Annotated in this window: 10 protein-coding genes, 1 tRNA gene, 1 rRNA gene and 1 other annotated feature; of the genes, 4 read left to right on the top strand and 8 right to left on the bottom strand. The window is 51.8% G+C overall.

Annotated features, from left to right (window positions below; translation table 11 throughout):
* Positions 1-28: 28 nt before the first annotated feature.
* From QEN31_RS05990 to rluD, 5 genes are all read right to left on the bottom strand, one after another.
* Positions 29-104 (bottom strand) — tRNA-Glu (locus QEN31_RS05990).
* Positions 105-189: 85 nt separating this feature from the next.
* Positions 190-1,731 (bottom strand): 16S ribosomal RNA (locus tag QEN31_RS05985).
* A gap of 455 nt (positions 1,732-2,186) precedes the next feature.
* Positions 2,187-4,760 carry an ATP-dependent chaperone ClpB gene (gene clpB / locus QEN31_RS05980; RefSeq protein ID WP_001235094.1) on the bottom strand — a complete coding sequence of 858 codons (2,574 nt, stop codon included), beginning with the start codon at positions 4,758-4,760 and terminating at the stop codon, positions 2,187-2,189.
* Between the two features lie 129 nt (positions 4,761-4,889).
* Entirely contained in the window at positions 4,890-5,621 is a 732-nt protein-coding gene (gene yfiH / locus QEN31_RS05975; protein ID WP_000992639.1) for a purine nucleoside phosphorylase YfiH, read from the bottom strand.
* Entirely contained in the window at positions 5,618-6,598 is a 981-nt protein-coding gene (gene rluD / locus QEN31_RS05970; RefSeq protein WP_000079130.1) for a 23S rRNA pseudouridine(1911/1915/1917) synthase RluD, read from the bottom strand. Before rluD ends, yfiH begins: the two co-directional genes overlap by 4 nt.
* A gap of 131 nt (positions 6,599-6,729) precedes the next feature.
* Between rluD and bamD the strand changes: the two genes are divergently transcribed.
* From bamD to pheA, 4 genes are all read left to right on the top strand, one after another.
* The gene (gene bamD / locus QEN31_RS05965; protein WP_000197660.1) at positions 6,730-7,467 is read left to right on the top strand and encodes an outer membrane protein assembly factor BamD; all 738 of its coding nucleotides are present in this window, start codon (positions 6,730-6,732) and stop codon (positions 7,465-7,467) included.
* Between the two features lie 271 nt (positions 7,468-7,738).
* Entirely contained in the window at positions 7,739-8,077 is a 339-nt protein-coding gene (raiA, locus tag QEN31_RS05960; protein WP_000178449.1) for a ribosome-associated translation inhibitor RaiA, read from the top strand.
* Between the two features lie 102 nt (positions 8,078-8,179).
* Positions 8,180-8,305 (top strand) — a sequence feature (Phe leader region).
* Positions 8,181-8,228, top strand: a complete 48-nt coding sequence (gene pheL / locus QEN31_RS05955; RefSeq protein ID WP_010989056.1) for a pheA operon leader peptide PheL — start codon at positions 8,181-8,183, stop codon at positions 8,226-8,228. (Overlaps the previous feature by 48 nt.)
* Positions 8,306-8,327: 22 nt before the next feature.
* Positions 8,328-9,488: a bifunctional chorismate mutase/prephenate dehydratase gene (pheA, locus tag QEN31_RS05950; RefSeq protein ID WP_000200080.1), complete on the top strand. Its 1,161-nt coding sequence runs from the start codon at positions 8,328-8,330 to the stop codon at positions 9,486-9,488.
* Here pheA and QEN31_RS05945 read toward each other — a convergent pair.
* The 3 genes from QEN31_RS05945 to aroF are packed head-to-tail and all read right to left on the bottom strand — an operon-like array spanning position 9,449 to position 12,616.
* Positions 9,449-10,357, bottom strand: coding sequence for an SMP-30/gluconolactonase/LRE family protein (locus tag QEN31_RS05945; RefSeq protein WP_000210995.1), 909 nt, complete (start codon positions 10,355-10,357; stop codon positions 9,449-9,451). The genes pheA and QEN31_RS05945 overlap by 40 nt on opposite strands.
* Positions 10,358-10,414: 57 nt before the next feature.
* Complete coding sequence (gene tyrA, locus QEN31_RS05940) at positions 10,415-11,536, bottom strand: bifunctional chorismate mutase/prephenate dehydrogenase (protein WP_000225191.1); 1,122 nt, start codon at positions 11,534-11,536, stop codon at positions 10,415-10,417.
* A gap of 9 nt (positions 11,537-11,545) precedes the next feature.
* Positions 11,546-12,616, bottom strand: a complete 1,071-nt coding sequence (aroF, locus tag QEN31_RS05935) for a 3-deoxy-7-phosphoheptulonate synthase AroF (RefSeq protein ID WP_001168062.1) — start codon at positions 12,614-12,616, stop codon at positions 11,546-11,548.
* Between the last annotated feature and the right edge of the window lie 358 nt (positions 12,617-12,974).

Raw genomic sequence — 12,974 nt, 5'->3', positions numbered from 1 at the left:
AGGTGACTTTCACTCACAAACCAGCAAGTGGCGTCCCCTAGGGGATTCGAACCCCTGTTACCGCCGTGAAAGGGCGGTGTCCTGGGCCTCTAGACGAAGGGGACGTATCAGTCTGCTTCGCAAGACGCCTTGCTATTTACTTTTCATCAGACAATCTGTGTGAGCACTGCAAAGTACGCTTCTTTAAGGTAAGGAGGTGATCCAACCGCAGGTTCCCCTACGGTTACCTTGTTACGACTTCACCCCAGTCATGAATCACAAAGTGGTAAGCGCCCTCCCGAAGGTTAAGCTACCTACTTCTTTTGCAACCCACTCCCATGGTGTGACGGGCGGTGTGTACAAGGCCCGGGAACGTATTCACCGTGGCATTCTGATCCACGATTACTAGCGATTCCGACTTCATGGAGTCGAGTTGCAGACTCCAATCCGGACTACGACGCACTTTATGAGGTCCGCTTGCTCTCGCGAGGTCGCTTCTCTTTGTATGCGCCATTGTAGCACGTGTGTAGCCCTGGTCGTAAGGGCCATGATGACTTGACGTCATCCCCACCTTCCTCCAGTTTATCACTGGCAGTCTCCTTTGAGTTCCCGACCTAATCGCTGGCAACAAAGGATAAGGGTTGCGCTCGTTGCGGGACTTAACCCAACATTTCACAACACGAGCTGACGACAGCCATGCAGCACCTGTCTCACAGTTCCCGAAGGCACCAATCCATCTCTGGAAAGTTCTGTGGATGTCAAGACCAGGTAAGGTTCTTCGCGTTGCATCGAATTAAACCACATGCTCCACCGCTTGTGCGGGCCCCCGTCAATTCATTTGAGTTTTAACCTTGCGGCCGTACTCCCCAGGCGGTCTACTTAACGCGTTAGCTCCGGAAGCCACGCCTCAAGGGCACAACCTCCAAGTAGACATCGTTTACGGCGTGGACTACCAGGGTATCTAATCCTGTTTGCTCCCCACGCTTTCGCACCTGAGCGTCAGTCTTTGTCCAGGGGGCCGCCTTCGCCACCGGTATTCCTCCAGATCTCTACGCATTTCACCGCTACACCTGGAATTCTACCCCCCTCTACAAGACTCAAGCCTGCCAGTTTCGAATGCAGTTCCCAGGTTGAGCCCGGGGATTTCACATCCGACTTGACAGACCGCCTGCGTGCGCTTTACGCCCAGTAATTCCGATTAACGCTTGCACCCTCCGTATTACCGCGGCTGCTGGCACGGAGTTAGCCGGTGCTTCTTCTGCGGGTAACGTCAATTGCTGCGGTTATTAACCACAACACCTTCCTCCCCGCTGAAAGTACTTTACAACCCGAAGGCCTTCTTCATACACGCGGCATGGCTGCATCAGGCTTGCGCCCATTGTGCAATATTCCCCACTGCTGCCTCCCGTAGGAGTCTGGACCGTGTCTCAGTTCCAGTGTGGCTGGTCATCCTCTCAGACCAGCTAGGGATCGTCGCCTTGGTGAGCCGTTACCTCACCAACAAGCTAATCCCATCTGGGCACATCTGATGGCAAGAGGCCCGAAGGTCCCCCTCTTTGGTCTTGCGACGTTATGCGGTATTAGCCACCGTTTCCAGTAGTTATCCCCCTCCATCAGGCAGTTTCCCAGACATTACTCACCCGTCCGCCACTCGTCAGCAAAGCAGCAAGCTGCTTCCTGTTACCGTTCGACTTGCATGTGTTAGGCCTGCCGCCAGCGTTCAATCTGAGCCATGATCAAACTCTTCAATTTAAAAGTTTGATGCTCAAAGAATTAAACTTCGTAATGAATTACGTGTTCACTCTTGAGATTTGGTATTCATTTTTCGTCCGAGGACGTTAAGAATCCGTATCTTCGAGTGCCCACACAGATTGTCTGATAAATTGTTAAAGAGCAGGTGCGACGCGGCTTGCAGCTCACCGTCGCGAGGTGGCGTATATTACGCTTTCCTCTTTTTGAGTCAAGCCTTTATTTTCGCTTTCCTCACAGACTTCTTAACGAAGCTTTTCTGACCCGGCGGCCTGTATGCCGTTGTTCCGTGTCAGTGGTGGCGCATTATAGGGAGTTATTAGAGCCTGACAAGACCTAAATGCAAAAAAAAGCTCAACCGTTCACTTTTCAAACAACATTTGAACCAAAAGCCTATTTTCGCCTGGTTTTTAAACAAAAACGAGCCCGTCAGGGCCCGTTTTATTCAAATTTGTGACTTACTGCACTGCCACAATACGATCATCATTGGCTTCAAGGCGAATCACTTTGCCAGGAACCAGTTCACCAGACAGGATTTGCTGCGCCAGTGGGTTTTCGATCTGCTGTTGAATAGCACGTTTTAACGGACGCGCCCCGTAGACCGGATCGTAACCGTTGGCGCTCAACAGTTTCAGCGCCTCGTCGGAGATATGGATTTCATAACCACGTTCTTCCAGACGTTTGTACAGACGCTGCAGCTGGATCTGAGCAATAGAAGCGATGTGTTGTTCACCTAACGGATGGAATACCACAACTTCATCAATACGGTTGATAAATTCCGGACGGAAGTTTTGGCTAACCACACCCAGCACCATCTCTTTCATTCGACCGTAATCCAGTTCGCCAAAGCGCTCCTGAATGAGATCGGAACCGAGGTTAGAAGTCATAATGACCACCGTATTACGGAAGTCGACCGTTCTCCCCTGCCCGTCAGTCAGTCGACCGTCGTCCAGCACCTGCAACAGAATGTTGAATACATCCGGATGCGCTTTTTCCACTTCATCCAACAAGATGACGGAATAAGGGCGACGGCGCACCGCTTCCGTCAAATAACCGCCTTCTTCATAGCCGACATATCCCGGAGGCGCCCCGACCAAACGAGACACGGAGTGTTTCTCCATAAACTCAGACATGTCGATACGCACCATCGCGTCGTCGCTGTCGAACATAAAGTTAGCCAGTGCTTTACACAGTTCGGTTTTACCGACCCCCGTCGGCCCCAGGAACAGGAAGGAACCAATCGGACGGTTCGGATCGGACAGCCCAGCACGGCTACGACGTATGGCGTTCGATACTGCTTCAACGGCTTCATTCTGCCCGATCACACGGCTGTGTAACTCTTGTTCCATACGCAACAGTTTTTCACGTTCGCCTTCCAGCATTCTGGAAACCGGAATACCGGTCCAGCGCGCTAGCACTTCGGCAATTTCCGCATCCGTTACTTTGTTACGTAACAGACGCATGGTTTTACCTTCCGACTGGGTCGCGGCTTCCAGCTGTTTTTCCAGCTCCGGAATTTTGCCGTACTGCAGTTCAGACATTCGCGCCAGGTCGCCAACGCGACGCGCCTGCTCGATGGCAATCTTCGCCTGCTCCAGCTCCGCTTTAATAGTTTGCGTACCAGAGAGCGACGCTTTTTCCGCTTTCCACTCTTCTTCCAGCTCAGAATACTGGCGCTCTTTGTCGTCCAGTTCTTCGTTGAGCATATCGAGACGTTTTTTACTCGCCTCGTCAGACTCTTTCATCAACGCCTGCTGTTCCAGTTTGAGCTGAATAATGCGGCGGTCGAGTCTGTCCAGCTCCTCCGGCTTAGAGTCAATCTGCATACGAATGCTGGATGCAGCTTCATCGATGAGGTCGATAGCTTTATCCGGCAACTGACGGTCGGCGATATAGCGGTGAGATAATGTTGCCGCCGCCACAATCGCCGGGTCAGTGATCTGCACATGGTGGTGCAGCTCGTAACGTTCTTTCAGGCCACGCAGAATAGCGATGGTGTCTTCCACTGAAGGTTCTGCGACAAACACTTTTTGAAAACGACGTTCCAGCGCCGCGTCTTTTTCAATGTACTGACGGTATTCATCCAGCGTGGTGGCGCCCACACAGTGCAGTTCACCACGCGCCAGCGCCGGTTTCAGCATATTCCCGGCGTCCATTGCGCCATCAGCCTTACCTGCGCCAACCATCGTGTGCAGCTCGTCAATAAACAGGATGACGTTGCCTTCCTGTTTCGCCAGATCGTTCAGCACGCCTTTCAGACGCTCTTCAAATTCGCCGCGATATTTCGCCCCCGCCACCAGCGCGCCCATATCCAGCGCCAGTACGCGGCGACCTTTTAAGCCTTCAGGGACTTCACCGTTAATAATGCGCTGCGCCAGTCCTTCAACAATTGCCGTTTTACCGACCCCTGGCTCACCGATTAACACCGGGTTGTTTTTGGTACGACGTTGCAGTACCTGAATGGTACGGCGAATTTCTTCATCACGACCAATTACCGGGTCAAGCTTGCCTTGTTCAGCCCGCTCGGTCAGATCGACGGTATATTTTTTCAAGGCCTGACGTTGGTCTTCAGCCCCTTGATCGTTCACGCTTTCACCTCCGCGCATCTGTTCAATTGCCTGAGTGATATTGGCCGTGGTCGCACCGGCTGATTTCAGCAGATCGGTTAACGTGCCGCGAGACTCAAGCGCCGCCAGAACAAACAGCTCTGACGAAATAAAATTGTCTCCCCGTTTTTGCGCCAGCTTGTCGCAAAGGTTCAGTACGCGTACCAGTTCCGAAGAAGGCTGTACGTCGCCGCCGGTGCCTTCCACCTGCGGTAAACGGCTCAGCGCCTGATCGATAGCGGTGCGCAACTGGCCAGCATTAATGCCGGCGGAGGTTAATAAAGGACGTATCGATCCCCCTTCCTGGTTCAGCAAGGCGCTCATTAAATGAAGAGGTTCGATGAATTGGTTGTCGTGCCCCAGCGCGAGCGACTGGGCATCGGCAAGAGCAAGCTGGAATTTGTTAGTAAGACGATCCAGACGCATAACTCCTCCCATAACAGGTCAAAATTGCTACTGGAGATTAAATGAGGTCATCCCTCAATTATTCAAGGTGAATGACCTGAATTATGTGAAAAGAAAGTTACCCGTACCGGATCGTCTTGATTCTTTAGGTTATATCAGCCAAATAAAACTTGCCATACGACCTGTCGTCTTGTCGCGACGATAAGAGAAGAAAGTCTCACTTTCGCTAAAGGTGCAGCGATCCCCGCCATAGACATGTTCAACGCCGGTATTCGCCAGACGTTGGCGTGCAAGCTGATAAATATCCGCCAGAAATTTTTCCCCGTGCGGCAAAAATGCGCTATCGGCTTGCGCATCTTTTGCTAAAAATGCGTCACGCACTTCCGGCCCCACTTCAAACGCGGTCGGGCCGATCGCCGGACCTAACCAGGCGATGATATTTTCTGGTTTGTCAGCAAAGCAGGTGACAGTTTCCTCCAGTACGCCTTCACATAATCCGCGCCAGCCCGCATGAGCCGCCGCCACTTCTGTTCCCTCACGGTTACAGAATAGCACAGGCAGGCAGTCTGCCGTCATTACCGCGCAGACGGTTCCTGGCGTATTGCTGTAAGACGCATCCGCACGTTTGGAGGCATAAGGTTCTCCGGTAAGCCTCAACACATTTTTACCGTGAACCTGTTCAAGCCAGACAGGTTTCGAAGGCAGATTGCCCGCCGCAAACAGACGCTTGCGGTTCTCTTCAACATGCTCCGGGTTATCGCCGCAATGCGCGCCCAGATTCAGCGAGTCGTAAGGCGGTAAACTCACCCCGCCAATACGGGTAGAACTACAGGCTGCGACGCCTTTCGGCAGCGGCCACTGCGGGACAATCAGTGCATTCATAACCAGTCCACATCATCTTTATGATCTTCAAAATCGGCGCGCATCGCATCGATAAGGTCCACCATATCTTGTGGAATCGGCGCGTGCCACTCCATTTCGATACCCGATACAGGATGGTAGAGACGCAGCATCGTTGCATGAAGCGCCTGGCGGTCAAACTTACGCAGAGTGGAAATAAACTCTTCCGATGCGCCTTTCGGTGGACGTGGACGACCACCGTAGACCTGATCGCCCACTAACGGGTGCGTAATATGCGCCATATGCACGCGGATCTGGTGCGTACGCCCGGTCTCCAGACGCAGCCTAAGACGCGTGTGCACACGGAAATGTTCCATAATGCGGTAGTGGGTCACCGCCGGTTTGCCCATGGGATGCACTGACATATGGGTACGTTTGGTCGGGTGACGACTGATGGGTTCATTCACCGTTCCTCCCGCCGTCATATGTCCGATCGCGACCGCTTCATATTCGCGGGTGATCTCGCGCAGCTGCAAAGACTCCACCAGGCGCGTTTGCGCCGGAACGGTTTTGGCCACCACCATCAGCCCCGTCGTGTCCTTATCCAGACGATGTACAATGCCCGCGCGCGGGACATCCGCAATCGGCGGATAATAATGTAGCAACGCGTTCAGTACCGTACCGTCCGGGTTACCCGCGCCAGGATGTACCACCAGATCGCGTGGTTTGTTGATAACCAGAATATCGTCATCTTCATAAACAATATCTAACGGGATATCCTGCGCTTCAAAACGAATCTCTTCGTCGATCTCCGCATCAATAGCCACCCGCTCGCCACCTAACACTTTTTCTTTTGGCTTATCGCAAAGTTGACCATTGACCAACACGCGCTGATTCAAAATCCATTCTTTTATACGCGAACGTGAATAATCCGGGAACATTTCGGCCAAAGCCTGATCTAAGCGTTGACCGAGTTGGTTTTCGGAGACCGTTGCGGTGAGTTGTACTCGTTGTGCCATATACAGCTTCTTCGTTTAACGTTGGGTTTTACGGCTTTGCCGTTTAATATAGTGTGCTATTGTAGCTGGTCTTAACCGGGAGCAGGAACAGAGAATCTCCCGTAAAACATTTTGAGGAAAGTCAAAACGTCATGACGCGCATGAAATATCTGGTGGCAGCAGCCACGTTGAGCCTGTTTCTGGCGGGTTGCTCGGGTTCAAAGGAAGAGGTGCCCGATAATCCGCCGAATGAAATCTACGCGACTGCTCAGCAAAAGCTGCAGGACGGTAACTGGAAACAGGCAATAACGCAATTGGAAGCGTTAGATAATCGTTATCCATTCGGACCGTATTCTCAGCAGGTGCAGTTGGATCTTATCTACGCCTATTACAAAAACGCCGATTTGCCGCTAGCGCAGGCCGCCATCGATCGTTTTATGCGTCTTAATCCAACGCACCCTAATATTGACTATGTCATGTACATGCGCGGCCTGACGAACATGGCGCTGGATGATAGCGCGCTGCAAGGTTTCTTTGGCGTCGATCGCAGCGATCGCGATCCGCAACATGCGCGGGCGGCGTTCAATGACTTTTCGAAACTGGTACGCAGCTATCCTAATAGCCAGTACACCACCGATGCCACTAAGCGTCTGGTATTCCTGAAAGACCGTCTGGCGAAATATGAATATTCCGTCGCAGAGTACTATACCGCGCGCGGCGCATGGGTTGCGGTCGTAAACCGGGTAGAAGGTATGCTACGCAATTATCCTGATACGCAGGCCACGCGCGATGCGTTGCCGCTGATGGAAAACGCCTATCGTCAGATGCAGCTGAATGCGCAGGCTGACAAAGTCGCGAAAATTATTGCCGCTAACAGCAAAAACACCTGAAGCAATACAAACAAGCAAAACGGCAGCCTTCCGGCTGCCGTTTTTTTATTCGGTATCTGATGCAACAGAAATGATTTCACTGCAACGCATCCAGTCAAATATGGCCTGCTTTCAGCCATTCCTCAAGTAAAAGATCGCTTCTTCCTGCGATGCCTCACAAAAAGTTCGCCTTGACAAAAAGTGACAAAATAATGTGATTTACATCACACATTTTGACATTAAGAACGGTATGCTGGAATCACCAAGACGGGAAAGACAAGAGGTAAAATTTATGACAATGAACATTACCAGTAAACAAATGGAAATTACTCCGGCAATCCGCCAACATGTCGCAGACCGTCTCGCCAAACTGGAAAAATGGCAAACTCACCTGATTAATCCTCATATCATTCTGTCTAAAGAGCCACAGGGCTTTATTGCTGACGCCACCATTAATACACCGAACGGACATCTGGTCGCCAGCGCAAAACACGAAGATATGTACACCGCTATTAATGAATTGATCAACAAGCTGGAACGGCAGCTCAATAAAGTGCAGCACAAAGGCGAAGCCCGTCGTGCCACCGCATCGGTGAAAGATGCCAGCTTCGTCGAAGCAGAAGAAGAGTAGTCCCTTACATTGAGTGTATCGCCAACGCGCCTTCGGGCGCGTTTTTTGTTGACAGGATTAAAACAGTACGGGTACTGTACTTACGTACACAAAGGAAACAGTTATGAAGCTCACCCGGTTTTTCTTCGCATTCTTTTTTATCTTCCCCTGACCGGGAGGCGTTTCGTCATGTGATAAAGAATGCGAAGACGAACAAGAAGGCCTCCCCCACCGGGAGGCCTTTTTTATTGATAACAAAAAAGGCAACACTATGACATCGGAAAACCCATTACTGGCGCTGCGAGATAAAATCAGCGCTTTAGACGAAGAGTTACTGGCCTTACTGGCAAAACGACGCGCGCTGGCGATTGAAGTGGGACAAGCAAAACTACTGTCGCATCGTCCGGTTCGGGATATCGATCGTGAACGCGCGCTGCTGGACAGGCTCATCCATCTCGGTAAAGCCCACCATCTCGACGCACACTACATTACCCGTCTGTTCCAGCTTATCATTGAAGACTCCGTGCTTACTCAGCAGGCGCTGCTGCAACAACATCTGAATAATACTCACCCTCATTCGGCACGTATTGCGTTTCTTGGGCCGAAAGGCTCCTATTCTCATCTCGCGGCGCGCCAGTATGCTGCACGCCATTTTGAGCAATTTATTGAGAGCGGTTGCGCAAAATTCACCGATATTTTTCATCAGGTCGAAACCGGCCAGGCCGATTACGCCGTGGTTCCGATAGAGAACACCAGCTCCGGCGCTATCAATGATGTGTACGACTTATTGCAACACACCAGTCTGTCGATTGTCGGTGAGATGACTGTCACTATCGATCACTGCGTGCTGGTTTCCGGCGCTACAGATCTGAATACCATCGAAACGGTGTACAGCCATCCGCAGCCGTTTCAGCAGTGCAGTAAATTTTTGAGCCGCTATCCGCACTGGAAAATCGACTATACCGAGAGTACGTCGGCAGCGATGGAAAAAGTCGCGCAGGCAAACTCTCCGCGCGTCGCGGCGCTCGGCAGCGAGGCAGGCGGCATGTTGCACGGATTACAGGTGCTGGAACGCATCGCCGCAAACCAGACGCAGAATATCACCCGCTTTCTGGTACTGGCGCGCAAAGCCATTAATGTTTCCGATCAGGTTCCGGCAAAAACCACTCTGTTAATCGCCACCGGGCAGCAAGCTGGCGCGCTGGTCGAAGCGCTGCTGGTGCTGCGTAACCACAATCTCATCATGACGAAACTGGAGTCGCGCCCCATTCACGGCAATCCGTGGGAAGAGATGTTTTATCTCGATATTCAGGCGAACCTGGAGTCGCAGGTAATGCAAAGCGCGCTAAAAGAGCTGGGCGAGATCACGCGCTCAATGAAAGTGCTTGGCTGCTATCCCAGCGAAAACGTCGTGCCGGTAGAACCTGCCTGACGTTCAATAAAACGGCTTTTCTTCATCCCTGCGACGGCTACCTGCAGGGTGAAGATGGCGCCGGAGAGCGGATAATCCGCCACTTCCTGAGCAGACATATTTTCTCTGGTAGTTGTAATAAACAGCGTTTTCATATCTGCGCCGCCAAAGCAAACCATCGTCGGACAACGTACCGGCAACCGGTACTCTTCCAGCTGCTCTTCTTGCGGTGAGAAACGCGCCACGCGCCAGCCGTCAAACATCGCGCTCCAGTAGCACCCTTCGCTATCCATCGCCGCGCCGTCGGGAAGTCCTTCTCCTTCGCCAAAATGGCGAAAAAGTTCACGCTTGCCCGGATCGCCATGCTTATCAAGTAACGTGCGGTATATCACGCCATTCGGCGTATCGGAGGTATACATCCACTGGTTATCCGGGCTGAACGCCAGGCCGTTGTGTCCCTGGATATCGCACTGGATCACTTTTGCCGTCAGGTCATGATCGATCCGCATCAGCAACGCGCCATTATAGTCACCTGGCGCCCAGAACGTTCCGGCATAAAAACGTCCATCGCCATCAGTGCCGCCATCGTTAAAACGCGCCAGTTTCGTATTAGAGGGATTGTCGCAAACCTTACGCTGCAATAATCCATTTTTATCGGCCAGCCAGATAGCATGACGCATGGCCACAATAAATCCGCCCTGCTCACGCAAGGCAAAACAGCCCACCTCTTCCGGAAACACCAGCACGCTATGCGTCCCACTCGCCGGATGGTAACGATGGATCTCCTGTTCCAGGATATCGGTCCAATACAGCGCGCTTTCATCCTCGCTCCATGTGGGGCATTCTGGTAGATGTCCGACATAATCAAATAAAACGTGCGGCGTAGTCATAACGGTTCCTTAAACGAAAAAAGCCAGCAAAGCTGGCTTTTAGTATAGATGTCATCATTATGGTCGGCTGTCATTCGCCTGACGCAATAACACACGGCTTTCATTCTGGAAGCGTCTGGCATAATCGCCAAACCAGTGTTCAACTTTGCGAAAACTGTCGATAAAAGCCTGCTTATCACCCTGTTCCAGTAACCCGATCGCATCGCCAAAACGTTTATAGTAACGCTTGATAAGCGCCAGATTGCGCTCCGACGACATAATAATGTCCGCATACAGTTGCGGGTCCTGGGCGAACAGACGCCCGACCATCGCCAGCTCCAGTCGATAAATCGGCGATGATAGCGCCAGAAGCTGCTCAAGCTGGACGTTCTCTTCCGCCAGATGCAGCCCATAAGCGAAGGTAGCAAAGTGGCGCAACGCCTGGATAAAAGCCATGTTCTGATCGTGCTCGACAGCGCTAATTCGATGCAACCGCGCGCCCCACACCTGGATTTGCTCAAGGAACCACTGATACGCTTCCGGTTGACGCCCGTCACACCAGACCACCACCTGCTTCGCCAGGCTCCCGCTGTCCGGACCAAACATCGGATGCAAGCCCAACACGGGGCCATCATGGGCCGCCAACATTGCCTGCAACGGACCGCTTTTCACCGATGCCAGATCGACCAGAATACAGTCGGACGGCAGGGGCGGCAGTTGCGCTATGACCTGTTCAGTAACATGAATCGGCACGCTGACGATCACCATTCCGGCATCGGCGACAATGTCCCTGGCGCGCGGCCAGTCCTGCTGTTCCAGAATACGGACCTGATAGCCCGACAGCGTGAGCATTTTTTCAAACAGACGCCCCATCTGTCCGCCGCCGCCCACAATGACGACCGGACGCAGAGAAGGACAAAGCGTTTTGAACCCCTTATCATTTTCGCTGGAGTAAGATTCACGCATTACCCGGCGCAGGACATCTTCAATGAGATCGGGCGGGACACCGATCGCTTCTGCTTCCGCCCGTCGTGAAGCCAGCATAGAGGCCTCACGCTCCGGCACGTAAATAGGCAGGCCAAAACGGCTTTTCACCTCGCCGACTTTGGCAACCAGTTCCAGGCGCTTAGCCAGTAAATTCAACAACGCTTTATCGACATCATCTATTTGATCGCGTAATGCGGTCAATTCAGCAACCATAACAACCTCTTATGCGACGCGCACCGCCAGCTGGCCGCTCAAATCTTTATGAATTTCACGTAACAGGGCATCGGTCATCTCCCAGCTAATACAAGCATCGGTGACGGAAACGCCATACTTCATTTCGCTGCGCGGCTGTTCGGAAGACTGGTTACCCTCATGAATATTACTTTCAATCATTAAGCCAATGATTGAACGATTGCCATCTTTAATCTGCGCAACCACAGATTCGGCAACGGCTGGCTGGCGGCGATAATCTTTATTGGAGTTACCATGACTGCAATCTACCATCAGCGAAGGACGTAGTCCCGCCTGTTCCATCTCTTTTTCACACTGAGCGACATCTGCCGGGCTATAGTTTGGCGCTTTGCCGCCACGCAGAATCACATGGCCATGCGGATTTCCCTGGGTTTGCAATAACGCAACCTGACCGGCCTGGTTAATGCCAACAAAACGATGAGGTTGCGCAGCGGCGCGCATGGCGTTAATCGCTGTCGCCAGGCTGCCATCCGTGCCGTTTTTAAAGCCGACCGGCATAGAAAGACCAGACGCCATTTCGCGGTGGGTTTGCGATTCGGTTGTGCGCGCCCCTATCGCCGACCAGCTAAACAGATCGCCCAGGTATTGCGGGCTGTTCGGATCCAACGCTTCGGTCGCCAATGGCAACCCCATATTCACCAGTTCCACCAGTAGCTGACGCGCTATTTTCAACCCGGCTTCCACATCAAATGAGCCATCCATGTGAGGATCGTTAATCAGCCCTTTCCAGCCGACGGTAGTTCGCGGCTTTTCAAAATAGACGCGCATTACCAGATAGAGGCTATCGCTGACCTCTGCGGCAAGGGCTTTAAATCGACGGGCATATTCCAGAGCGGTTTCAGGATCGTGAATAGAACAAGGACCGCATACCACCAACAGACGCGGATCGCGCCCGGCAATAATGTCAGAAATGATTCCCCGGGACTGCGCTATCTGCGCTTCCTGCGCCAGGCTCAAGGGAAAGGCCGCTTTAAGCTGCTCCGGCGTCATTAATACCTGTTCATCGGTGATACGTACGTTATTCAGCGCGTCTTTTTGCATGATGGCGATCCTGTCTTTTCTTGTTTGCGATAGTTGATCCTCCACGAGGATGTTTAAACCATACCACAAAAAGTAAAGATTTCAATCCATATTACGTAAAATAAACTTTACACCATGCGCAATCGTCGATTAATCTCCCTCATTTCGTATCAAAAACTTTACACAACAAGTGAATTATTTTATTCCCAGCCTCAGAAAAGCGGTAAAATGAGCGATGCTCGCTATTTTTTGATTATTTTTTCTCCGCACACATATTTTTACTTTCTGATATAGGGTGATTAATACCATTATCACAAGAATTTAATATCAGGGATATCACTTAAATTATTCATATTATCAATAAGACATAATGACGATA

The organism is Salmonella sp. SA15303, assembly GCF_029962125.1.
Lineage (GTDB): Bacteria > Pseudomonadota > Gammaproteobacteria > Enterobacterales > Enterobacteriaceae > Salmonella > Salmonella enterica.
Note: the sequence above shows the minus strand (reverse complement) of the source record. Positions and strands in the feature narration are given on the sequence as shown.

Excerpts from the sequence above, each read along its gene's own strand:
- clpB (WP_001235094.1), bottom strand. The coding sequence starts at position 4,760 with ATGCGTCTGGATCGTCTTACTAACAAATTCCAGCTTGCTCTTGCCGAT.
- yfiH (WP_000992639.1), bottom strand. The coding sequence starts at position 5,621 with ATGAATGCACTGATTGTCCCGCAGTGGCCGCTGCCGAAAGGCGTCGCA.
- rluD (WP_000079130.1), bottom strand. The coding sequence starts at position 6,598 with ATGGCACAACGAGTACAACTCACCGCAACGGTCTCCGAAAACCAACTC.
- bamD (WP_000197660.1), top strand. The coding sequence starts at position 6,730 with ATGACGCGCATGAAATATCTGGTGGCAGCAGCCACGTTGAGCCTGTTT.
- raiA (WP_000178449.1), top strand. The coding sequence starts at position 7,739 with ATGACAATGAACATTACCAGTAAACAAATGGAAATTACTCCGGCAATC.
- pheA (WP_000200080.1), top strand. The coding sequence starts at position 8,328 with ATGACATCGGAAAACCCATTACTGGCGCTGCGAGATAAAATCAGCGCT.
- QEN31_RS05945 (WP_000210995.1), bottom strand. The coding sequence starts at position 10,357 with ATGACTACGCCGCACGTTTTATTTGATTATGTCGGACATCTACCAGAA.
- tyrA (WP_000225191.1), bottom strand. The coding sequence starts at position 11,536 with ATGGTTGCTGAATTGACCGCATTACGCGATCAAATAGATGATGTCGAT.
- aroF (WP_001168062.1), bottom strand. The coding sequence starts at position 12,616 with ATGCAAAAAGACGCGCTGAATAACGTACGTATCACCGATGAACAGGTA.